21 protein-coding genes are annotated in these 22,817 nt (G+C 61.3%); 11 read left to right on the forward strand and 10 right to left on the reverse strand.

Going from position 1 to position 22,817, the window contains the following annotated elements; genetic code table 11:
• Positions 1-37 precede the first annotated feature (37 nt).
• Entirely contained in the window at positions 38-568 is a 531-nt protein-coding gene (locus H3221_RS22605; protein WP_196475970.1) for a hypothetical protein, read from the forward strand.
• A gap of 132 nt (positions 569-700) precedes the next feature.
• Here H3221_RS22605 and H3221_RS22610 read toward each other — a convergent pair whose 3' ends face one another.
• The 3 genes from H3221_RS22610 to tcdA form a co-directional block, all read right to left on the reverse strand.
• Positions 701-1,162, reverse strand: coding sequence for a YehS family protein (locus H3221_RS22610; protein ID WP_192985553.1), 462 nt, complete (start codon positions 1,160-1,162; stop codon positions 701-703).
• A 34-nt stretch (positions 1,163-1,196) separates the two neighbouring features.
• Positions 1,197-1,991 (reverse strand): substrate-binding periplasmic protein, encoded by a 795-nt coding sequence (locus H3221_RS22615; RefSeq protein ID WP_196475971.1) that lies wholly within the window; start codon positions 1,989-1,991, stop codon positions 1,197-1,199.
• Between the two features lie 145 nt (positions 1,992-2,136).
• Positions 2,137-2,946: a tRNA cyclic N6-threonylcarbamoyladenosine(37) synthase TcdA gene (gene tcdA, locus H3221_RS22620; RefSeq protein WP_196475972.1), complete on the reverse strand. Its 810-nt coding sequence runs from the start codon at positions 2,944-2,946 to the stop codon at positions 2,137-2,139.
• 312 nt (positions 2,947-3,258) lie between these two features.
• On the opposite strand from tcdA, the gene dapE reads away from it, so the two are divergent.
• The 3 genes from dapE to H3221_RS22635 all read left to right on the forward strand — a co-directional run bounded on the left by dapE (position 3,259) and on the right by H3221_RS22635 (position 5,754).
• Positions 3,259-4,416, forward strand: a complete 1,158-nt coding sequence (gene dapE / locus H3221_RS22625; protein ID WP_196475973.1) for a succinyl-diaminopimelate desuccinylase — start codon at positions 3,259-3,261, stop codon at positions 4,414-4,416.
• Between the two features lie 136 nt (positions 4,417-4,552).
• Entirely contained in the window at positions 4,553-5,356 is an 804-nt protein-coding gene (locus H3221_RS22630) for a putative RNA methyltransferase (RefSeq protein ID WP_196475974.1), read from the forward strand.
• A 26-nt stretch (positions 5,357-5,382) separates the two neighbouring features.
• Entirely contained in the window at positions 5,383-5,754 is a 372-nt protein-coding gene (locus H3221_RS22635; protein WP_196475975.1) for a hypothetical protein, read from the forward strand.
• 306 nt (positions 5,755-6,060) lie between these two features.
• On the opposite strand, the gene H3221_RS22640 is transcribed toward H3221_RS22635, so the two are convergent.
• From H3221_RS22640 to H3221_RS22660, 5 genes are all read right to left on the reverse strand, one after another.
• Positions 6,061-6,270: a cold-shock protein gene (locus H3221_RS22640; RefSeq protein WP_004423973.1), complete on the reverse strand. Its 210-nt coding sequence runs from the start codon at positions 6,268-6,270 to the stop codon at positions 6,061-6,063.
• Between the two features lie 578 nt (positions 6,271-6,848).
• A complete protein-coding gene (locus H3221_RS22645) occupies positions 6,849-8,675 on the reverse strand; it encodes a GldG family protein (protein ID WP_196475976.1) in 1,827 nt (608 codons plus the stop codon).
• A gap of 12 nt (positions 8,676-8,687) precedes the next feature.
• Positions 8,688-9,419 carry an ABC transporter permease subunit gene (locus tag H3221_RS22650; RefSeq protein ID WP_196475977.1) on the reverse strand — a complete coding sequence of 244 codons (732 nt, stop codon included), beginning with the start codon at positions 9,417-9,419 and terminating at the stop codon, positions 8,688-8,690.
• Complete coding sequence (locus tag H3221_RS22655) at positions 9,416-10,339, reverse strand: ABC transporter ATP-binding protein (protein WP_196475978.1); 924 nt, start codon at positions 10,337-10,339, stop codon at positions 9,416-9,418. Before H3221_RS22655 ends, H3221_RS22650 begins: the two co-directional genes overlap by 4 nt.
• 169 nt (positions 10,340-10,508) lie before the next feature.
• Positions 10,509-11,474: an integron integrase gene (locus H3221_RS22660; RefSeq protein ID WP_196475979.1), complete on the reverse strand. Its 966-nt coding sequence runs from the start codon at positions 11,472-11,474 to the stop codon at positions 10,509-10,511.
• A 149-nt stretch (positions 11,475-11,623) separates the two neighbouring features.
• On the opposite strand from H3221_RS22660, the gene H3221_RS22665 reads away from it, so the two are divergent.
• On the forward strand, positions 11,624-12,079 hold the full coding sequence (locus H3221_RS22665; protein WP_196475980.1) for a hypothetical protein: 456 nt from the start codon (positions 11,624-11,626) through the stop codon (positions 12,077-12,079).
• Between the two features lie 735 nt (positions 12,080-12,814).
• On the opposite strand, the gene H3221_RS22670 is transcribed toward H3221_RS22665, so the two are convergent.
• Positions 12,815-13,858, reverse strand: a complete 1,044-nt coding sequence (locus H3221_RS22670; RefSeq protein ID WP_196475981.1) for an IS110 family RNA-guided transposase — start codon at positions 13,856-13,858, stop codon at positions 12,815-12,817.
• 304 nt (positions 13,859-14,162) lie between these two features.
• On the opposite strand from H3221_RS22670, the gene H3221_RS22675 reads away from it, so the two are divergent.
• The 3 genes from H3221_RS22675 (at position 14,163) to H3221_RS22685 (ending at position 15,680) form a co-directional block, all read left to right on the forward strand.
• Positions 14,163-14,621: a hypothetical protein gene (locus H3221_RS22675; RefSeq protein ID WP_196475982.1), complete on the forward strand. Its 459-nt coding sequence runs from the start codon at positions 14,163-14,165 to the stop codon at positions 14,619-14,621.
• A 239-nt stretch (positions 14,622-14,860) separates the two neighbouring features.
• Entirely contained in the window at positions 14,861-15,253 is a 393-nt protein-coding gene (locus H3221_RS22680) for a hypothetical protein (protein WP_196475983.1), read from the forward strand.
• A gap of 10 nt (positions 15,254-15,263) precedes the next feature.
• Positions 15,264-15,680, forward strand: a complete 417-nt coding sequence (locus tag H3221_RS22685; RefSeq protein WP_224490751.1) for a hypothetical protein — start codon at positions 15,264-15,266, stop codon at positions 15,678-15,680.
• Positions 15,681-15,721: 41 nt separating this feature from the next.
• Here H3221_RS22685 and H3221_RS22690 read toward each other — a convergent pair whose 3' ends face one another.
• Positions 15,722-17,602: a sensor domain-containing diguanylate cyclase gene (locus H3221_RS22690; RefSeq protein ID WP_224490753.1), complete on the reverse strand. Its 1,881-nt coding sequence runs from the start codon at positions 17,600-17,602 to the stop codon at positions 15,722-15,724.
• A gap of 289 nt (positions 17,603-17,891) precedes the next feature.
• Here H3221_RS22690 and H3221_RS22695 point away from each other — a divergent pair, with 289 nt between their 5' ends.
• The 3 genes from H3221_RS22695 to H3221_RS22705 all read left to right on the forward strand — a co-directional run bounded on the left by H3221_RS22695 (position 17,892) and on the right by H3221_RS22705 (position 22,565).
• Positions 17,892-18,734, forward strand: coding sequence for an EamA family transporter (locus tag H3221_RS22695; protein WP_196475984.1), 843 nt, complete (start codon positions 17,892-17,894; stop codon positions 18,732-18,734).
• 321 nt (positions 18,735-19,055) lie between these two features.
• The gene (gene plsB / locus H3221_RS22700) at positions 19,056-21,539 is read left to right on the forward strand and encodes a glycerol-3-phosphate 1-O-acyltransferase PlsB (RefSeq protein ID WP_196475985.1); all 2,484 of its coding nucleotides are present in this window, start codon (positions 19,056-19,058) and stop codon (positions 21,537-21,539) included.
• A 312-nt stretch (positions 21,540-21,851) separates the two neighbouring features.
• Positions 21,852-22,565, forward strand: a complete 714-nt coding sequence (locus H3221_RS22705) for a S1 family peptidase (protein WP_196475986.1) — start codon at positions 21,852-21,854, stop codon at positions 22,563-22,565.
• Positions 22,566-22,817 lie beyond the last annotated feature (252 nt).

The following is a 22,817-nucleotide window of genomic DNA, read 5'->3' on the forward strand; positions in this document are numbered from 1 at the left end:
ATGTATGCTCGCCTCCCCCTAACTCATGGAGCGAGTCATGCCTGTCTTTATCCGCATAGGGCTAGCCGCCCTGCTCAGCATCGCCTTGGTTTACGTCGGCCCACAGTTGCTTGGAGCAATACTGGCATTTCTGCCGGATGCCTTCTACGAAGCGCTGCCGCTGCATCCCTTCATCTTGATCCTGCTCTTGTCCGGTCTGCTTGCCGGGATTTGCCTGGCGCTGATCGCGCCGAATCGGCGCCTCGTCAGCAGCGGCTTGGTCGCGTTCGGCTTGATAGCTCTTGGCAGCATCAGTTTTTACAGCAATCTATGCAGCCCAGAAGAAACGCAGCGTATCCATGACGACTGGGCTGCCATACCCCAGTACAACCTGGGACAACCGCTGGATCAGCAGCCCGTGCAATCCGCTGCGCTCACCAGCGTCAGCTACGACTGCCTGTTGCCTGAGACTGGCTGGGAAAGCGCAGGCGCCATCGCAGGGGATCTGCTGACCAGTTTTCTGGGAGTGGCCCTGGGCATATTGCTGGTCCCGCGCCGCCGGCAGCGGCCAACCCCCGAATTCATCTAGGCAAACACTGAAAAAGCCGTCATCCCCGCGCAGGCGGAAATACAGGACCTGCGAACTTCCTGTGCTCCCGCGTTCGCGGGCGTGATGAAAACTGGTTTTTCAGAACATCCTTGGGCAATGTGCAGCGGGGGTTCAGCCCCGCTCACGTAGCGTCAGCCCGCGCAGAAAATTGCGCAGAATCTGGTCGCCGCACTCGCGAAAATGCTTGTGACCCGGTGCGCGGAACAGAGCGCTGAGCTCGGTCTTGGTCATCGGCAGGTCAGCCAATTGCAGAATCACCTGGATATCGTCGTCACGCAGCTCGAAGGCCACGCGCAGCTTCTTCAGGATCAGGTTGTTACTCAGGCGTTTTTCCACCGCCAGGCGCGGCCGGCTATCGTCCTTGCCACGCTTGTAGAACACCAGGCCTTCAAGCACGTGCGCCAGCAGCACATCGCTGCAGGATCGATAACCGGGTTCGTCCTCACGCAGCAGACAGGCCGGGATCAGACCCGGCTCGACGGGATAGTCCGCCAACCGGCAAAGCTCTTCCAGCTTGCCATCGCTGACATCCAGCAGGTAGCGCAGGCTGCGCAGTACATCGTTATTGAGCATGCAGAAAACTCTTGGAGGAGGAGGTAGGTGCGGTTCAGTTCCGCCCGGCATGGGCCGAGGTACTGGGCTTCCAGTCATCGGCGTTACCGGAATTGAGCGCCTGCTGTAGACGCTGCAGGTCACCACGCCGGGCAAAGTCACGCAGCCTGGCATTGAACACGCGCAGCAGCTTGACGCTCTGAGGATCGTCCTTGCGAAATAGCAAGCGCAGCGGCTCGGTATTCAACTGACGCGGATGATGCACGATATTACCGCCATCGTCCGGAAACAAACGACTCAACATCGCATAGCCAACAGCACGGTCCTGAGGATGCAGGTCGATGCGGCCTAACTCCAGAAGACGAAAGCTGGTGTCCTCCTTGCCATTTTGCTCGACGCTCAGACGGCCGGCCTGCAATGCCTCGTCGAACGCCGGGCCGTAGGAGTACCCCAGCGTCGTGCCGATGTGATACTTCAGCAAGTCCTCGACCGAGGTCCAGTCGAACGCCTGATCGCGACGATGAAACAGGACAATTTCCCCACGCACCAGCGGGTCGCTACAGATGCCGTAATTGAGCCGACTGGGGCTGCAGCTATAGGGCATGATCGCGTGCAACTGGCCCTGCTGCAGCATCAGTACGTTGCGGTCCCAGGGATGAAAGATGAATTCGACCTGGTAACCCTCTTCTGCGAACACCGCGCTGATCAGTCGCGCCAGAGCGCCACCATCACTGCGCTCCTGGTCGACATAAGGCGCCCAGTCGCCGGTACCGATACGCAGCTTTCGCGCCTCGGCCTGAACGGGCCCCAGGGCTACCAGCAAAACAGGCAGCATCAGTGAGGCGAGCATCCGTGCCCAGCGTCTTCTCTGTGCGACGCTATAAAACAGGTACGACACAAATCACCTCTGATACGGTCATGTTCGACGTCTCCCTGTCGGCTACTGCAACCTCTCCCTTCGCCCAGCATAGTCAAACGCCGCGCCCGGGCGCTTCTCAAGCCTTCGATTGGCGCTCTGCCGGACGACGGGCGCCGGCTACCAGTTTGTCTACCAGCTTGGCCGCAGCGGCCATGCCGAAGCTGGCGGTGACCATCATCACCGCGCCGAAACCGCCAGCGCAGTCCAGCTTCACACCCTCACCCACGAAACCCTTGGCCTGACAAACCGTGCCGTCCGGCTTGGGATAGCGCAATTGCTCGGTGGAAAACACGCAGGGCACGCTGTAGGTGCGCCCCGGCGTACGCGAAAAGCCATAATCGCGGCGCAACATGCTGCGCACCTTGGCCGCCAGCGGGTCGTTGAAGGTCTTGTTCAGGTCGGTGACCTGAATCTGCGTCGGGTCGACCTGCCCACCCGCGCCGCCGGTGGTGACGATCTGGATCTTGCGCCGCTTGCACCAGGCGATCAGCGCCGCCTTGGCGGGCACGCTGTCGATGCAGTCGATCACCCCGTCGAGCTGCTCGGTGATGTACTCGGCCATGGTTTCGCGGGTGACGAAATCCGCCACCGCATGCACCACGCAGGCCGGATTGATGGCGCGGATGCGCGCCGCCATCTCGTCGACCTTGGCCTTGCCCACCGCGCCTTCGATGGCGTGCACCTGGCGATTGGTGTTGGTGATGCAGACGTCGTCCAGGTCGAACAGGGAAATCTCGCCGACGCCCGAACGCGCCAGCGCCTCGGCCGCCCATGAGCCCACGCCGCCGATGCCGACCACCGCCACGTGCGCCGCTGCCAGTCGTTGATAGCCCTCCTGGCCGTAAAGCCGGGCTATGCCGCCGAATCGCTGATCGTCAGTACCCATTACACCCCCCGAACCAAGCCGCGCATTATAGGGATAGCACCCTGCCCACCCAAGCCCGCCGCACAGGTCAGCCGTCGGTCTGTCATAGCCAACCGCATTGACCGCGAATACACCGCGCGACGCGCCTTATGACCTGATCGGTAACGATCTTTACTTTAACGCGCTTGCCGCATCGGCCCCCGACGGCCCTCCCTCATCCGGCGCTTCGCGCCACCTTCTCCCGCTGGGAGAAGGGCATCAAGGATGGCGTCGCTGCGCGACTTTCACGGTAATATGGCCGGCCTTCACGCTAGCCGCCGCACCGGAGCCGCAATGACCGCCACCCTCACCCCGACCCTGGAACTCGCCTTCGACCTGATCCGCCGCCCGTCCGTGACCCCGGTCGACGAAGGTTGTCAGGAGCTGATGATGCGCCGCCTGGCCGCCTGCGGCTTCGAGGTCGAGCACATGCGCATCGAAGAGGTGGAGAATTTCTGGGCCAAACGCAGTGGCGGCGCCTCAGAGACGAATGGGCCGGTGCTGTGCTTTGCCGGCCACACCGACGTGGTACCCACAGGCCCGCTGGATGCCTGGCAGTACCAGCCGTTCGACGTGCGCATCGATGAAGATGGCATGCTCTGCGGCCGTGGCGCGGCCGACATGAAGGGCAGTCTGGCGAGCATGGTCATCGCAGTGGAGCGCTTCGTCGCCGACCACCCGAACCACAAGGGCGCCATCGCCTTCCTCATCACCAGCGACGAAGAAGGCCCGGCCCAGCACGGCACCAAGGCGGTGGTCGAACGCCTGCGCGAGCGCAACGAGCGCCTGGACTGGTGCATCGTCGGCGAGCCGTCGAGCACCACCCTGCTCGGCGACGTGGTGAAGAACGGTCGTCGCGGCTCGCTCGGCTGCACCCTGACCGTGTACGGCAAGCAAGGCCATGTCGCCTACCCGCACCTGGCGAAGAACCCGATTCACCTGGCCGCCCCGGCGCTGGCCGAACTGGCCGCCGAGCACTGGGATCACGGCAACGACTACTTCCCGCCGACCAGCTTCCAGGTGTCCAACCTCAACGCCGGCACTGGCGCCACCAACGTCATCCCCGGCGAGCTGAAAGCGGTGTTCAACTTCCGTTTCTCCACCGAATCCACCGTCGAGGAGCTGCAGCAGCGCGTCACCACCATCCTCGACAAGCACGGCCTGGACTACCACCTGGAGTGGGCGCTGTCCGGCCTGCCCTTCCTCACCCAGCCAGGCGAATTGCTCGACGCTGTGGCCGCCAGCATCAAGAGCGTCACCGGCCGCGCCACCACGCCATCCACCAGCGGCGGCACCTCCGACGGCCGCTTCATCGCCACCCTGGGCACCCAGGTGGTCGAACTCGGCCCGGTCAACGCCACCATCCACCAGATCAACGAACGCGTGCTGGCCAGCGACCTGGATCTGCTGACCGAGGTTTACTACCAGACCATGGTGAAGTTGCTGGCATGATGGGCGGGTCACATCCGATGCCAGGCGCCGCCTCAGCCAACTTGATCCGCCCATTGCCCTCGTCCGGCGCTGCGCGCCACCTTCTCCCCGAGGGAGAAGGACTCAAGGAGGAAGTCGCGACGCGACTTGCACGCCCATGCTGATTTGCCCCATCTGCCAGACGTCGCTGGAGCCGAGTGACAGCGGCCTGATCTGCAGCAACCGGCACAGCTTCGACCGCGCACGCCAGGGTTACTACAACCTGCTGCCGGTGCAGCACAAGAACAGCCGCGACCCCGGCGACAACGCTGCCATGGTCGAGGCACGCCGACGCTTTCTCGAAGGTCGTCACTACGCACCGCTGGCTGCACGTCTGGCCGCGCTGGCCACCGACTACAATCCGGCGCGCTGGCTGGATATCGGCTGTGGCGAGGGTTACTACACCGAACAGATTGCCCGCGCCCTGCCCGCCGCAGACGGCTACGCCCTGGACATCTCCCGTGAGGCGGTCAAACGCGCGTGCAAACGTGCTCCCAACCTCAGCTGGCTGGTGGCGAGCATGGCCCGCGTGCCGCTGGCCGATGCCAGTTGCGAGTTGCTTGCCAGCGTTTTCAGCCCGCTAGACTGGAGCGAGGCCAGGCGTTTGCTCGCCCCCGGTGGCGGCTTGCTGCGCATGGGCCCGACCCGCGTGCACCTGATGGAATTGCGGCAGAAGCTCTACGACGAAGTGCGTGACTATGACGACGAGAAGCACCTGGCGCTGATTCCGCCCGATATGCACCTGGCCCATAGCGAAACCCTCGAATTCCCGCTGTACCTGGCTGACGCTCAGGCTCGCGCCGACCTGCTGGCCATGACCCCACACGGCTGGCGTGCCAGCGCTGAACGCCGCGAAGCGGTGATCGCCGAGCCCTTCGAAGTTACCGTCGCCATCCGCTACGATTGGATCGTCAGAACTTAGTGCACCAGCCCTCAGGACCAGAAGCCATGCGCCAACCCGATATCGAAATCTACCTGAAAGACGCCGAACGCGATGCCGTGGCGCAATGGCTGGGTGAGGCCCTCGGCCCATGCAGCGACTGGCAGCAAAAGGGCCAAACCTTCAAGTGCAAGGCCGGTGACGTGCCGGTGACCTGGCTGCCGAAAGCCGTGGGCAAATGGCACAGCCTGTACCTGGAAAGCGACGCCACCCCCTGGGTCGACGACCTCGCCTGCGCCCGCGCCGCCCATGCTGCGCTCGGCGTGCAGGTGCGCTGCGCACCAGGCACCTGGGTCGAAGATGAAAGCGATGAAGAGGCCGACCGCTGGATCAAGGTCGATGCCGATGGTGAAACCGAGATCGTCTGGCGTACTGAATGAAAGCGGCCGCTTGGCGGCCATCTGATGAACCTCTCCCATTTATGGGAGACGACTGCATGGATGCAGGAGGTAGAGCGACGCAGGATGCCCAAGCCGAGGGTGCCCGAAGGGCGGGAGAGGGCAAGTCTCGCGCTGCGAATTTTTTGAACCGACAGCCCGTAGCCCGGATGAAATCCGGGGGCCAGCGCATTTCCCGGATTTCATCCGGGCTACACGTCCGCGCTGGCCCATGCTTTCGCGAACTACCGTACACCACAAACAACAAGGCCCGTCATCGACGGGCCTTGTTGTATTTCGAGTTGGAGCTCAGACCGCAGAAACGTCTTCCGCCTGCAGGCCTTTCTGGCCCTGGGTCACACCGAACTCGACCTTCTGGCCTTCGACCAGGGTACGGTGGCCGTCGCCGCGAATGGCGCGGTAGTGAACGAATACGTCCGGGCCGCTTTCGCGCTGAATGAACCCGTAACCCTTGGAATCATTGAACCACTTGACGGTTCCCGTCTCACGATCTGCCATTACCAACTTCTCCAAACTCGCTATGTTTTTATTGTCCCGAAGGCGCTTTGACGGCTCGGTAAAAACGTTCTTCTCAGCGTTCGCCACCCCCGGCAATCGAGCATGGAGCAGGTCAAGCGATTCGCGTTCTTGCTGCAGCCGAAGGCCGAGTATAAAGCATGGATTGTGACTGAAAAGCACTTTTTCAAAACCGCCACGAACCCAGAAGATATGCGGGTTACAGCTTGTTTTATGAGCTTTTGGCCAACAGATCGTGCAACTTCTTCGCCAGCCGCAGCACCTGATCAGGCGCCAGTCGATATACCCGCTCACTGCGCGCACGGTTGAGAATGCCCGTAGGGTGGATATCGCTCTTTACATCCACCACAACGGTGGATCGGTGAAGCGTGATCCACCCTACGCACCTGGATAGGATGAAGCCACGTAGGGTGCGCCGTGCGCACCGATGCTTCCAGGGTGGTGCGCACGGTGTTCACCCTACGGACTACGCACGACTGCGTAGGGTGGATGTCGCTCTTTACATCCACCACAACGGTGGATCGGTGAAGCGTGATCCACCCTACTCCCACAGGTGAACATCAAGCGCGGCGGCGCCGCCGCCACAGCCACAGCGCCAACACGCCAAGGGTCAGCAGCGCCGGCACCAGGGCGATGTTGACGATCTTCAGCGTTCGGCCCAACGCCTCGATATCGGCATTGAGCTGATAACGCACGTCGCGCAGCTCCTTGCGAATCTCCAGCTTCTGCTGGATGAAGCGCTGCAACGCGCCCTGCTGCTCCGGCGTCAGCTCCAGGTTTGGATCGTCGCTTTGTTGCAGCGCCGCCAGTTGCTGCTCGGTCTCGGCCAGGCGCGCCTGCAGGGCCTGTTCCTTGTCACGGAAACGCTGTTCGGCAGCACGCTGCAATTCCTCGACCACCACGAATGGCCGACTGAAACGGCCGCGCGAACGCACACTGATCAGCGCCTCGGAACCGCTCAGGTTGTCCAGCGCGTTGATGGCAAAGCTGCCGTTGTCGGCCCAGGGTTGCGGCATGCGCTGACCGAAGAAGTCCTGCACCTGCACCCACATGCGGTCGCTCAAGATGTCGGTATCGGCCACGGCGATGACGTTGATGTTGTCGGCCTGCTTGAGCCCGTCCTTGCGCCCCTCGATGCCATCGGGGAAGGCGCTCTGCGCCGGGCCGTCGATGCGGGCTGCGATGGCATAGCGCTCGCCGGTCGGCTCCAGCTCGCGGATCAGCTCCTCGGGGTTGCTGAGCATGGCGAAGCGTTGCGCGTCGAACGGCATGGCGTACTCGGAGCTCTGCATCAGCGGGGTAAAGCGCGTCTTCGCCCCTTCCAGCGGCTCGAGGATTCCAGCGGTGGCGACGGTGACGCTCTCAAGCCCGGCCGTGGCGATATCGGTCTGATCCAGCGCCTTGCGCGGCAAGCTCAGCCAGGCAGCGTGACGAACCGGACGCTGACCCTGACCACGGTTGACCGACATGGCGTAAGAGCCATCACCGAGCACCTTGTCCGGCACCAGGCGCAGGCCCCAGGCCTTGAACAGCGGCTCGATGTTCGACGCCCGGTCCACCGCCACTTCACCCGGCATATCACCGGTGTCAGCCTCGGCATAGGGGTCGACGAATACCATCAGCTTGCCGCCGCGCAGCACGAACTGGTCGATGGCATACAGGGTCTGCTCGGGCAGGTTCTTCGGATGCACCAGCCACAGCACCGAGACATTCTCGGGAATCAGGTCGACGTCACTCTTGAGCTGCTCGATCTGGAACAACTGGCGCACCTGCTCCAGCACCATCCACGGCGGCGTCGGCTGCCGCGCCAGCATGTCGAAGCCGCCCGTCATCGGCAGCCCGGAGAGCACACCAACCACCGGCAGCTCCGGCTTGGCCAGGGTCTGCACCAGACGGCTCAGCTCGTATTCCAGATGCTCCTCCTGATCCAGGGCAAAGAACGGGATCACCTGGGTGTCGTCTAGGCCGTTGGTGCCGGCCAGGCCGAAGTAGATCGAGTCGCCGCCCTGTTGCAGCGGGATGCCCTGCAGGCCGTACTCGGCCGCCTTGTCCTCATCCTCGGAGAACGGCTCGGGGTCGATGATGTGCAGGCGGATCTTGCCATTCGCCTGGGCCTGGTAGGCCTTGAGCATCTCCTCCACACGCTGGGCGTAGGTGCGCAGCGCCGGCAGGTCCTTGGCCACCTTGTCCGAGTAGAAGAAGTACAGGTCGATCGGCTCGTCCAGCTCGCCAAGGATCTGCTGGGTGCCGCCTGAGATGGTGTAAAGCTTCTGCTCGGTCAGGTCCAGGCGCACACCGCCAAGGCCCAGGCCGGCCAGCAGGTTGAAGGCGAAAAAGGCCACCGCGATCAGCAGCAGTCCGGCGCCGGAATAGATCAGCTTTTTCATGGGCGCATTCCTTCAGTCAGCTTTCTTCAGGTCGATGACCACGGCGGTGGCAGTCAGCCAGGCGGCGATCAGCGAGAGGAAATACAGCAGGTCGCGCAGATCGATCACGCCCTTGCTGATGGCCTCGAAGCGCACCAGGAAGCTCAGCGAGGCGATGGCGTCCACCAGCCACTGCGGTGCCCAGGCGAAGGCGTCGAGCACCATCGGAAAGCCGCTGACGATGAACAGGAAGCAGGCACTGACCGCGAGAATGAAGGCGATCACCTGATTCTTGCTCAGTGCCGACATGCACGAGCCGATGGCCAGATAGGCACCGGCCAGCAGCCAGCTGCCGATGTAGCCGGTGACGATGGCGCCGTTGTCCGGATCGCCCAGGTAGTTGACCGTGATGATCATCGGGAAAGTCAGCAGCAACGCGATGCCGGCGAACACCCAGGCCGCCAGGAACTTGCCGGTGACCGCCTCGAAGCGGGTGATCGGCAGCGTCATCAGCAGCTCGATGGAGCCGGACTTGCGCTCCTCCGCCCACAGGCGCATGGCGATGGCCGGCACCAGGAACAGATAGAGCCACGGGTGAAAGTTGAAGAAGGCCGAGAGATTGGCCTGGCCGCCCTCGAAGAAGCCGCCCAGATAGAAAGTGAACACCCCGGACAACACCAGGAAGATGACGATGAACACATAAGCCAGCGGCGTGGCGAAGTAGCTCGCCAGCTCACGCTTGAAGATCACGGGCAACTGGGTCATGGCTGCTCTCCCCGGGTCAGCGTGCGGAACACTTCATCGAGCCGACCGCGTTCCACATTGAGTTCGCGCACCTTCCAGCCGCGCTCGGCAATCAACGCATTGACCTGCGGGAAGATCACCTCGCCCGGCTGCGCGAGCACGCTCAGGCTGTGCTCGCGGGCGTTTTCTTCGACACCGGCGACGCCCGGCAGCGCCGCGAGTGCAGCCTGATCCAGCGCCTCATCGGCCACCAGCGTCACCGCCTGGTGATAGCGCGAGCGGCTTTCCAGCTCCAGCGGCGTGCCATCGGCCAGCAAGCGGCCCTGGGCGATCACCACGGCGCGGGTACACAGCGCGGTGACCTCTTCGAGGATGTGGGTGGAAATGATCACGATCTTGTCGCGGGCCAGACCCTGGATGAGCTGGCGAACCTGATGCTTCTGATTGGGGTCGAGACCGTCGGTGGGCTCATCGAGAATCAGCACGCGCGGATCATGCAGGATCGCCTGGGCCAGGCCGACGCGGCGCTTGAAGCCTTTGGACAACGTCTCGATGCTCTGCGCCAGCACCTTTTCAAGTTCCACCTGCTCCACCGCACGCTGCACGCGCAATTTCTTCTCGGCACCACGAAAACCGCGGACTTCGGCAATGAACTCAAGGAACCCGCGCACCGTCATGTCGCCATAACATGGAGCACCTTCCGGCAGATAACCGATCTGCCGCTGAGCCTTGAGCGTCTGAGTCTGGATATCGCAACCGAGAATGCTCGCCGTGCCGGAAGTCGGCGCGAGAAAGCCGGTGAGCATCTTCATGGTGGTGGATTTGCCGGCCCCGTTGGGGCCGAGAAAGCCCAGCACTTCCCCTGGCTGGACCTGAAACGACAAGTCATCGACTGCCGTGTGCTGCGCAAAACGCTTGGTCAGGTTTCTTATATCGATCATGGCCTCTCACCGTCGCGAAGGGCACTGCGCTCAGCGAAACCATCGCAAGAGCGCAGGCCGCAAGAACGCCGGGCACAAACAAAAGCACACGCCCGGACGAGGGCAAGACCGTAGCAAAACTGAAAAGTTCAGTCAGCAGTCCGAAACAAGTAGTAAATGGAATATGTGCTCAGCGATCCAGTGGGCTCAACACCGCCAGGCCACCTCGGTTAAGTACATGGGTGTAGATCTGCGTGGTTCTGATGTCCGTATGCCCGAGCAACTCTTGCACGGTGCGAATATCCTGGCCTGTTTCCAGAAGATGCGTGGCAAAGGAATGACGTAGCGAATGTGGCGTCGCATGCTTGATCAAACCAGCACGCCGCGCTGCCTCACGCACCGCCCTCTGGATGGTTTTTTCATGCAAGTGATGGCGATAAATGCCGTGCCCGCGTGGATCCTGAGAGCGATTGCCCGACGGGAAAACGAACTGCCATCCCCACTCCTTCGCCGCATTCGGATACTTGCGCGCCAGCGCGAACGGCAAATTAGCCTCGCCGAAGCCTTCGGCCAGATCGCCTCGATGCATATGCTGCACCTTGTTCAAATGCTGCTGTAACGGCTCGACGACACGCATTGGCAGCATGGTTACCCGATCTTTCTGACCCTTACCATCACGCACGATGATTTCTCGCCGGGTAAAGTCGACATCCTTGACTCGTAGCCGCAGCGCCTCAAGCAATCGCAATCCAGCACCATAGAGTAGATTCGCAACGATCCAGCTATCGCCCTGCAGTTGAGCCAACAGGGCATCGACCTCAATACGGGTCAGCACCACCGGCAGATGCTTGGGTTTCTTCGCTCGAACGACACCCTGCAACCAAGGCAAATCCAGCTTGAGCACTTCCTTGTAGAGAAATAGCAGAGCGGCCAGAGCCTGGTTCTGTGTCGAGGCAGACACATCACGCTTAACCGCAAGATGGGTCAGAAAAGCCTCGATCTCCTCCGCGCCCATCTCCGCCGGATGCCGATAGCGGTGAAAGCGGATGTAGCGCTTTACCCATTCGGCATAGACAGCTTCGGTACGGATGGAATAGTTTCTGACTCGAATCTGCTGGCGCACTTGATCCAGCAGCTTGGGCTTGCCGTCATCCATGTCGCGTTTATCCCTAGGTGCTGTCGCGTTTGCCGCGACACCCTTCAAGCTAGACAAGGACTTGCAAGACGACAAGGAAGATTATGCGACAGCTGTCACGCGGAAACGCGACATGAATGTCGTCTAATTAATAGTTAGAGTTGCTTTTGATGTTATCCATGCTTAGGCGAAATATCAAAAAAACAAGCCCCAAAATACTTACCTACGCACTTATTGCAGCAACTTTATCATTAATCATCGCAGTCGGGGTAGATGCACTGAATGGCGAGCTAACTTATAAAGGGAGAGGCTCATCCAAAGTACAAATCATAACAATAGCAACGCCGGTATTTTTTATATTTTTACTGCTGCTAAAATTTACTTTTCTAGGCACATTGCTAGCAGTTTCATTTGCATCATTAAATAACATTGGCAAGCCATCAAGACGCGCCAGGCTTCACACCATCCACTTGAAAAGAGCACTGTTCAGATACAACAGAAAAAGCTATGCAGATGCTTATTTATATTTCTCAAAAGCAGACGCTTTGAAAACTCTAACACCAAGCAATAAGCATCTCAAAGAAATAGCCAAGAGGCGAGCCGCCGGTAAAGAGAACTCTAACTAGTGGTTCAAACCGTTCGCTTCGCTCACTGGGACGGGCTAAAGCCCGCCCCTTAACCAAACGTTATGAGTCATAGAGCCGGAAAACCGCATGTTTAGGAAATTATTTAGTAAGAACAGCGATCACGAGAAGGTATTTATCATCCCCCTTCCATGTAAAGGCTCTTGAGAAATCAATTATGCCCCCTGATCTTGGCGGAGCATATGTAAGTTGCTATACATCGGGCGCAAGCTATCTGGAGGCAACTGAGAAGGCATTGAAAAAATTGGCCGATGACGGTTTGCATCCAGAGGAAATTCTTCAACCCATACATGAAATGCCGATCTCCAATTGGACAGTCCATATAAATGAACAGTGGCGCGCTCATGTTGGCAATCTACCTGGTCAAACTCAATTTGAGGAACAGATAAAATCCGGAGAGGTGGTTTACGGCCCATTTGGCTCATATGCACCCTGAGTCACTCATAACAATTGGTATATGGACTCTCCCCGCAAGTAGCGAGCAAAGCTTTTCTTTGCACCTGTCGTCAGCGCGGTTGCATTCGTATATCCGGCCTGTTTTGGGCTTTTCTGCCCTGGCCATTCTGTAGTTCGCTCAGCGGGGGCCAAGCGTTCAAGCGATCCCGAGGATCATCATTGTTATCGGCCTTATTCCGCTGCAGGACTCGCCTGTTCCGACAGTGCTGCTGCTCACCACAACCACAAAAAACCATCTCTCCTTACTGATTACCCCCGCCGTCAGGCGGGCTTTGTGCTCTGCCAATTGCCATTGAACCGCCGCTCGTGGCACCACACCGCCCAGCAAATTCGCACCAGCTTGTTGGCCAGGGCCACCGCCGCCTTGTTGTGACCGATTCGCGCGGCGGTCTCGACCGCCCAGCGCTGCAACTGGGTCAGTTTTTCTGGCGTGCGTGCCTGGCAGCGCTGAGCCGCCAGCAAGGCCGCTCGCGAACCGTGAATCAATAACGTGCGCACATAGACGTTGCCCTGTCGGCTGATATGGCCAAGCTTGCGGCGGTCGCCGCTGCTAAACTCGCGCGGTGTCATGCCCAGCCAGGCGCTGAGCTGGCGACCGCTGGCAAAGCGCTCGGGTTTACCAACAGCGGTCGTCAGGGCGCTGGCAGTCAGCAGGCCAATACCACTGACTTCATCCAGTTTGCGCACGATTTCATCGTCAGCATGCCAGCACTTGAGTTGCTGTTCGCATTCGGCCACGCACTGCTCATACAGGTTGATCTCGGCCAGGACGATATGCAGCAGACGGCTCAGGGGCACGAGTTCAGGCTGCTCAACCAGTTCATTGGCTGCCCGGATGAAGTCGGCGGTCGAGGCTGGCGCTTCGATACCCGCTTCACGCAGCATGCCGCGCAGCAGGTTGATACGCTGGGTGCGGCTCTTCTTCCAGGTTTCCCGCAGCCCGTGCAATTGCTGAAGCTGTTGCTGGTCGTGGCTCTTCACCGGCACGGGATGAATGTCGGTGCAGCGCGCCGCTTCGAGCATGGCATCGCAGTCATTGCGGTCGGTCTTGTTGCGTCGGCGATAGGGCCGCACGTAGCGCGGGTGCAGCAGCTTCACCTGATGACCGAGCGATTGCGCCAGCCGCCCCCAATAGTGCGCTGTGCCACAGGCTTCCATCACCCACTCGACCGACTCGGCCTGCTCCTGTATATATCGCCGGAACGCCTCTCGGTTCAGCCGCTTGCGCTGCACCACCTGGCCGGAACGGACACTCTCGGCAACTTGGTAAACGGACTTGGCCAGATCAACTGCAATTCGTTTCATGGCAGCTCTCCCATTCTTCAACCCTCAACGCCTTGGTATAGAACCGTGGCGCGGGGAGAGTCCATTACAGCATTCAAGTCGTTCGCTACGCCCACTGGAACGGGCTAAATTCCGTCATTCCCGCGCAGGCGGGAATCCAGAACCTGTGTAGTGCCTGGGCTCCTGCCTCTGCGGAAGTGACGGCACATGGCTTTTCAGAATTTCCCTAAAGAAAAAACATAGCCAAATGATTCAAATCGCTCCCTGAGACGGGCTAAAGCCCGCCCCTTGGTCAACCGTTAGGCTAATCAATCAGGGAGATAAAATGAGTCAATGCTATAAACCAGGTGATTTCAAGACGTACTTTAACGAGAACATGAAAGATTTGGGACTACCCGTTCCTCAAACACTATTTGACAATCTCAATGCAGCCGTAGCGAATGCCGGACTTGTTTTGGACGCTCTAGAAACATTAGGTACGGGAGCGACAATGGCAGAGGTCATTAAAGCAACGACTGGGCTGGAGAAATTGAAAGTAGCAGCTTCACTGGGGGCTTCTTTTTATGTTGGGGCCGTCATTGGCAGTATCGCTGTAGCAAGTGGGCGCTCAGTAGGTTGCGGCAACAGGGTGTCAGATATGTTTGTGTTTCTTCAGCAAAACAACCTTGCGTTTGATGGCTGGAACTCGTTTTATGCTCGCAACCCGGAAATACTGGACAAGAGTAGCAGGTTCAGAGTCGCCTATCGCTCCAAGGCCCTGGTTGGGAGTGGGGTCTACGCCTGATGAAAGACACTTTAATTTTATTGGTAGCCGCTTTAGTCTGCGCGGTTTTGTCGTGGCTGTTTTTCGCTTACTTTCAAAATAGCGCCTTCACCATCATGCTCGCTATATTTGTCATTGCAATTCTAGCGAAGCCACTCTACAAGCAATACCGAGACAGGGATAAGTAGCCTGACTGCGCCCGACGTCTTCGCTTTGACGCTATGCTCTCCCCGCTCATACCAACAAGGACGTAAACAGTGATGGACTTCATTGCACGCAATTTCAGATGGCTGATGCTGCTGTCCGGCGTTCTCACGGCAACCCTGTTCTATGGCCTGTTCGCCCCGCAGGAGGCGCTGCAGTCGATGTTTGGCGCATCCTTCGACGGGCAGTTGCAATCCCTGGTCGTTCGCAGTTGGTCAGCGCTGGTCGGGTTGATGGGTGTGCTGCTGATCTATGGCGCGCTGAGCCCGAAGCATCGGGTTCTCTGCGCCGTCATTGCCGCGCTGAGCAAGGCCATCTTCGTGTCACTGCTGCTTATCCATGGCCAGGATTACCTGGGCAAGGCCGCGCCCGCCATCGCCCTGGATCTGCTGGTGATCGCCCTTACCCTGCTGTTCCTGCTGGCCGTGCAAAAGCGGCGCAGCGCTTGAGGCGAACCTCATGGGAATGATCAGGCATATCCTCTGGCTGGACTGCATGGCAGCTGCGAGCGCGGGCGTGGTGGTTCTGTTGCTGGCCCCCTGGTTGAGCGGCTGGTATGCCCTGCCCCGCGAGCTGCTGAGCTTCATCGGCGCAGTCAATATCGCCTACGCCTGCTTTTCCTTTTCGCTGGCGATTCGTGTGCGGCGCGCCGAAGCGCTGATCAAGCTGCTGGCAGTGGCCAACGGATTCTGGGCGCTGGCATGCCTTGGCATCGCGGCGACCTTTGCCCCGGTGATGACGCTAGCGGGGCTTTGCCATGTGCTCGGCGAGGCTGCGTTCGTGGGAGGTCTGGGCATGCTGGAGTGGAAATGGCGCAGGCAACTGCTGGTGGCTGGCGAACAAGGCGCTTCAACTCAGCCTGTCGCGGACCAGTAGCCGTCACAGGTCTTCAGGCGAAGGTCAGGCCATCATCAGCCTTATCCGTCAGCACTGTGAAAACGGTTCTTGCCCGCGTGCTTGGCCGCGTACATGGCCTGGTCCGCACGTTTGAGCAGGTCCTGGCCGTCTTCGGCGTGCAGCGGAAACAGAGCGGCGCCCACGCTCGCCGATATCCGCACCATGCTGCCGTCCAGATCGAATGGCTTGGCCAGTACATCCAGCACCTTGAACGCCACCGTTTCGCAATCCTGACTGCCGTGCAGATTGGCCAGGACGATGCCGAACTCATCACCGCCGAAGCGTGCGACCGTGTCGGTACTGCGCACACAACATTCGAGTCGTCTGGCGGCCATCTGCAGCAGGCTATCGCCGGCCGCATGACCGTGGCGGTCGTTGATTTCCTTGAATCCATCCAGGTCGATATAGAGCACGGCGCACAGCTGCTGCTGGTCGCGCACGGACTCCAGCGCCTGGTCGAGCCGCTGGTGGAACCTGACGCGGTTGGCCAACCCGGTGAGGGCGTCATGCTCGGCGTCATGACAAAGGCGCGCTTCCAGGTGCTTGCGCTCGGTGATGTCCTGCGTGACCAGCACCAGGAACTCCGGTTGACCCTGGCGATTGCGGACGACACTCGAGGCCTCACATACCCAGATCAGCGAGCCATCCTCACGCCGATAGGTTTTCTCGATTTCCGGGGAAAGCGCACGAGCCTCGCTGACCAGTTGCTCACTCAGAAAGCTGCGGGCGGCGGCAGCTACTTCGGCGTCGCTCAGGTCGAAAATGTTGGCGCCTTGCAGCGCCTCGGGTGGGCGCCCCAGCATGCGCGCGAATTTCTCGTTGACCCGCAGTATCCGACCCTCGGGGCTGATGTGGGCGATACCCATGGCCGCCTGATGGAAAGTGGCGCGAAACAGCGCTTCGCTACCTTGCAGTGCATCGGTGGCCGCACGTTGGCGAACCAGCATCAGCGCCAGCAGGCCAACGAACAGCATGACCACCAGGGTGACGCCGACTGCGGCCATCAGGTAAGTGGAGCGCCGCTGCAAGGTCGTGGCCATCTCCTCGTCATAGGCGGTGGCCACGGTAATCATCAGTGGATAACCGGTCATGGTGCGGTAGCTGACGATACGGGCGACGCCATCGAGCGCCTCGCCACTGTCGTGGAAATCATCGGCGTCGTGCAGCTTTTGCCGCTGGAACCAGGCCAGCGACTCGGCACCCAGGCCAAATTCGCTGCGTGCGCCGATCTTGCGCGCCCGTATCACGCCGTCGAGACCGGCAAGCTCCAAAAGCCCTTGCGGGCCCAGATCGACCTGCTGGAAGAAGCGCGTGACGTCCTCTGGACGGACGGCCATCACCACGACGCCGGCGAAGCTGCCGTCATCGCGCTCGATACGCAGCGACAGGGGGATCAACCAACGCCCGGAAACCCGCCCGAGTACCGGCTGATTGATGAACAGATGATCGATACGGGCATCGCGCTGCGCCGTGAAGAACTCGCGGTCGGCGTAGTTGACCGGGCCGGTGTTCTGGCTGCTGCTGACGATATCGCCCTGCTCGTCCACCACGCTGACGATGGTGAACATCTCCTCGCGGATCACGCCCTCCTCGACCCAGCGACGCAGGTCGATGGCCTTGCCCTGCCGGCGGTACTGCTCACGCACGAAAGCCGCCACCTGCTCGGCCGCCTTCAGCGCGCGGAACACCTGCTGCTCGAAAGCGATGGCCAGACTGGAGTTGGCTTCCATTTCCGCAGCCAGCGCCTGCTCACGTTCGAAGGCGATGCGTTGCAGGGTGATCAGCCAGACAACGGCAACGAATACGCTCGCCAGAACGATCAGCAGGTTCAAGGGCGTTGCGATTCGAGGGCGTCGAGCGACGGCGTCATGCGCATCAATCGGCGTGCTGGGCGGGGTCATCGCCTTGTTCTCCAAGCCTTTCACGGGCGGGCTGTTTTCTAGCTGTTGGGGCCAGGGTCTGTTGCCCTTTGGTTCAGCGTCGCGGGGCGTGATCCATCGCCTTGCGTTGAATCATAGGCATTGTTGCGCCACTGTGCTGCCATCATGCGGTAATGGGTTTTGCCCGAAAATCGAGCTTGCGGCAGACTGACGACCGACACGACACCTCAGCTACATCACTTCGAGCCGAGCGGTATCCGCACGGCTCCTGCTCAATTTCTTCGACAACCGCCTGCCTTCGAGGCCCGCCTTGGAAACCACGGTCTTTCTCGCCGTCATCGCCGCCGCTGCCCTGCATGCCGGCTGGAACGCTCTGCTCAAGATTGGTCTGGATCGCTTCCTCACCGCCACGCTGATTCAGATCGGTGCCGGCCTGGTGGCGCTCTGCGCCCTGCCGCTGGTGGCGCTGCCACAAGCCTCGGCATGGCCGTGGATCGCGCTGTCGGCGCTGCTGCACATCGGCTACAACTTCTTTCTCGCCCGCGCCTACCAGTACGGCGACCTGGGCCAGGTCTACCCGATTGCGCGGGGCAGCTCGCCGCTGATGGTCGCCCTGCTCTCGCTGCTGCTGTTGCATGACGGGCTCAGCGCCCTGCAGTTGCTGGGTTTGCTGGTTCTGGTGCTGGGCATCTGGCTGATGGCGCTGCGCGGCGGGCAGCACCAGGCGCGGCAAGGGGCGATGCTGAGCTGTGCGTTGATGACGGCGCTGTTCATCGCCGGCTACACCCTCAGCGATGCCATGGGCGCGCGCAGCAATGGCGATGCGCTGAGTTATTCGCTGTGGCTGTTCACCGTCAACGGCGTAGTGATGGCGGCGGTACTGGCCATCAGCCGTGGGCCGCGCGCCTTCCTGCAGCTGGGCCCGCACTGGCGTGGCGGGCTGGCCGGCGGTGCGATGTCGATGGCGGCCTATACCCTCGTCATCTGGGCCATGACTCAGGCGCCGGTGGCATTGGTTTCGGCCCTGCGCGAGACCAGCGTGGTGTTCGCCGTGCTGCTGGGGGTGGTGCTGCTCAAGGAAAGATTACGACCGATTCGCCTCGTGGCATGCGCGGTGATCGCAGCGGGTGTGGTGGTGATGAAGTTGGCGTGAGGGTTTGGCGTTGTAGCAGGTGGTGGGCTGAAGCGGATCGCCGCCCGGCCCACCCTACGGCGCTGTTCGCCCTCCCTACTCAGGTCGCTGCAATCATCCTGAAAGCTGACTCGGTATTCCATTCGGGAACCCCAGACCCGCTTTGCAGTTCTGTTGATCAACGGGTGCTGAATCGTTGACCGTTTTTTCGTCACACGCTGCCTGCATGCTGGCCGGGCTGACCGTCTGGACGCACGAGTTTTTTGCCCGCCAGACGCGGCTTGCGGCACACTAGCGCCCTTCCCGAGCCACCGCTCGTTTTGCCATACAAGCAGAGTCCGTATGACCCGTTCCCCCTTCCGCCGCCTCGTCTTCGGATCGTTGCGCCGCCTGCTGTACCTCTGGGTACGCTCGGAAACCATCAACCAGTCCGCCTTCACCCTCAAGCTCGACCGCAGCAAGCCGGTGTTCTACGTGCTGCAGCAGCCGTCGGTGAGCGACCTGGCAGTGGTCGACCGCGAGTGCACCAAGGCCGGCCTGCCGCGCCCGGTGCTGCCGGTGGCGGTCGGGGAACACATCGAGCCCGCCGCCTTTTTCTACCTGACGCCGGAGCCGGACTGGTTCGGCCGCCAGGACAAGCGCGGCATTTCGCCGACCCTCGATCGCGTGGTCACCGCCCTCAGCCTGCATGCCGTGGATGACGCGCAGATCGTCCCGGTCAGCGTGTTCTGGGGCCAGTCGCCGGACCGCGAAACCAGCCCGTGGAAACTGCTGTTCGCCGACAGTTGGGCGGTGACCGGGCGCTTGCGCCGACTGGTGAGCATCCTGATTCTCGGGCGCAAGACGCGCGTGCAGTTCTCCACGCCGATTCACCTGCGCGAGCTGGTCGAGCAGGACAAGGGCCAGGAGCGCACCCTGCGCATGGTGCACCGCATCCTGCGCGTGCACTTCCGCAACCAGAAGGCGGCTGTGATCGGCCCGGACGTGTCGCACCGGCGCAACCTGGTCAAGGGCCTGGTGCATGACCCGATGGTGCGCCAGGCGATTGCCGAGGAAGCCGAGCGCGAGAAGATCAGCCTGGAAAAGGCCGAAGCCCAGGCGCTGCGCTATGGCAACGAGATCGCCTCGGACTACACCTATACGGTGATCCGCTTCCTCGAACTGGTGCTTTCCTGGTTCTGGAACAAGATCTACGACGGCATCAAGGTGCACAACGTCGAGGGCGTGCGCGACATCGCTCAGGGCCACGAAGTGATCTACGTGCCCTGCCACCGCAGCCACATCGACTACCTGCTGCTGTCCTACCTACTGTTTCGCAACGGCCTGACGCCGCCGCACATCGCCGCCGGCATCAACCTCAACATGCCAGTGATCGGCGGCCTGCTGCGCCGTGGCGGCGCCTTCTTCATGCGCCGCACCTTCAAGGGCAACCCGCTGTACACCGCGGTGTTCAACGAATACCTGCACACCCTGTTCAGCAAGGGTTTCCCGGTCGAGTACTTCGTCGAGGGCGGCCGCTCGCGTACCGGCCGCATGCTGCGGCCGAAGACCGGCATGCTGGCCATCACCCTGCGCAGCTTCCTGCGCAGCAACCGCCTGCCCATCGTCTTCGTGCCGGTATACATCGGTTACGAGCGCGTGCTGGAAGGTCGCACCTACCTGGGCGAGCTGCGCGGCGCGAGCAAGAAGAAGGAGTCGATCTTCGACCTGTTCAAGGTGCTCGGCGCGCTCAAGCAACGCTTCGGCCAGGTCTCGGTGAACTTCGGCGAGCCGATCAAGCTGGCGGAATTCCTCGACCAGCAGCAGCCCGGCTGGCGTGAACAGGAGCTGGGCCCGCAGTACCGCCCGACCTGGCTCAACGACACCACCAACCGCCTGGGCGAGCGCGTGGCGCGTCACCTCAACGAAGCGGCGTCGATCAACCCGGTCAACCTGGTGGCCCTGGCGCTGCTGTCCACCAGCAAGCTGGCGCTGGACGACCGCGCCCTGGCCCGTGTGCTCGACCTGTACCTGGCCCTGCTGCGTGCGGTGCCCTACTCGCCACACACCACCCTGCCGGAAGGCGACGGTGCAGCGCTGATCGAGCACGTCAAGGGCATGGACCTGCTGGCCGAGCAGAAGGATGCGCTGGGCAAGATTCTCTATCTGGACGAGCAGAACGCCGTCCTGATGACCTACTACCGCAACAACGTGCTGCACATCTTCGCCCTGCCGGCGCTGCTGGCGAGCTTCTTCCAGAGCAGCGCACGGATCAGCCGCGAGCAGATCCTGCGCTACGCCGGCGCGCTGTATCCCTACCTGCAGTCCGAGCTGTTCATCCGCTGGGAACAGAGCGAGCTGGAGGGCGTGATCGACCAGTGGCTGACGGCATTCGTCGAGCAGGGCCTGCTCAAGGTCGAGGGCGATGTGTACGTGCGCCCGGCGCCCAGCTCGCGCCAGTTCGTGCTGCTGACCTTGCTGTCGCGCTCCGTGGCGCAGACCCTGCAGCGCTTCTACATGGCCATCGCCCTGCTGCTCAACGCCGGGCAGAACGCGATCAGTGCCGAGGAGCTGGAAGACCTGTGCACGGTCATGGCCCAGCGCCTGTCGATTCTGCATGGCCTGAATGCGCCGGAATTCTTCGACAAGAGCCTGTTCCGTCACTTCATCCAGAGCCTGCTGGATCAGGGCGTGCTGCGCCAGGACGAAGCCGGCAAGCTCAGCCACCACCCGCTGCTCAGCGAGCTGGCCGAAGGCGCCGCCAAGCGCGTGCTGCCGGCGGAGATTCGCCTGTCGATTCGCCAGGTGGCGCTGGATCGCAACGAGGATGAGCCGGCAGCGCCTTGATCGTAGGGTGTCGGGATCGCCCAGGCCGTACGTGCCTTCGAATAATCAGCGTTGCCCCGGTGCGCACGGCGCACCCTACGCGTTTGCGATCAGCTTCGTAGGGTGGATGTCGCTCTTTACATCCACCAAGATGCAGGCTCGATGCAGCGGCGATTATCCCGGTGCGCACGCCGCACCCTACGTGTCACGTCAGCTCCTGGGGTGGATGTCGCTCTTTACATCCACCATGGCGCCGGCTCGAGATCACCAGACGAACCTGTCACGGCTTTGGCAGTCAGTCGATAGACCACCCACCGGCAGGAGGCCCAGGCCATGATCGATTCCCTGATGTTGAGCGCTGCACGCATCACCACACTGGCCGCTGGGCAGATACTGACCAACGCCAGCGGTTTTTTCTTCCTCCGGGATCAACGGCTGTTCCTCGTCACCAGCCGTCACGTGGTGCTCGACGAGCCGAGCGGCCATCAGCCGGACAGCCTGCAGATCGAGTTGCATACCGACGCAGACAACCTGGCCAGCACCGTCAGCTTTTCCATCCCGCTGTATGACGGCGACCAGCACCTGTGGCGTCAGGGTATGGATGGCGCGGGCGAGATCGACGTGGCGGTGATCGAGCTGGATCAGGCCGCCCTTCCCAACAACGGTGCTTACCAGGCCTTCACCCCGCAGCACCTGCTACAAGCCGACGAGCATGTGGAGATAGGCTCGACGCTGCTGGTGGTGGGCTTCCCGCTGGGCTTTCAGGACACCCTGCACCGCATGCCGGTGGCGCGTCATGCCGGGCTGGCATCGTCCTTCGGTCTGCGTTTCCACGGGCTGGGCTACTTCCTCACCGACGGCCGCACCCATCGCGGCCTCAGCGGCGCGCCGGTGGTCAAGCGCGCCGGCGTCGAGGGCGAGTTGCCCTGGAAATTGCTCGGTATCCATTCCACGCGCCTGTTGGGCAATCGCGATGAAGGTCAGGACGAAGCCCTGGGTCTGAACTGCACCTGGTATGCCGATATCCTGATGACGCTGACGGAATGATCACCCTGCCCGTAGCCCGGATGTAATCCGGGGGAAGCGCCCGCTACCCAGTCGCGGCTAAAGCCCCTCCCACAAATGTCCCGCGTCTGTGGGAGGGGCTTTAGCCGTACCAGCCTTTGTCATGTGTTCGAAAAGCCTCCGGATTCATCCGGGCTACGCATGCTTTGCGAGCCAATAAAAAAACCCGGCACAAGGCCGGGCGCAGAGGTAGACGCGGTAAAGACGGTTATTCAGCTCATCCCCAGCCAGTTA

The organism is Pseudomonas chaetocerotis, assembly GCF_015712105.2.
In the GTDB taxonomy this organism is placed as follows: Bacteria; Pseudomonadota; Gammaproteobacteria; order Pseudomonadales; family Pseudomonadaceae; genus Aquipseudomonas; species Aquipseudomonas chaetocerotis.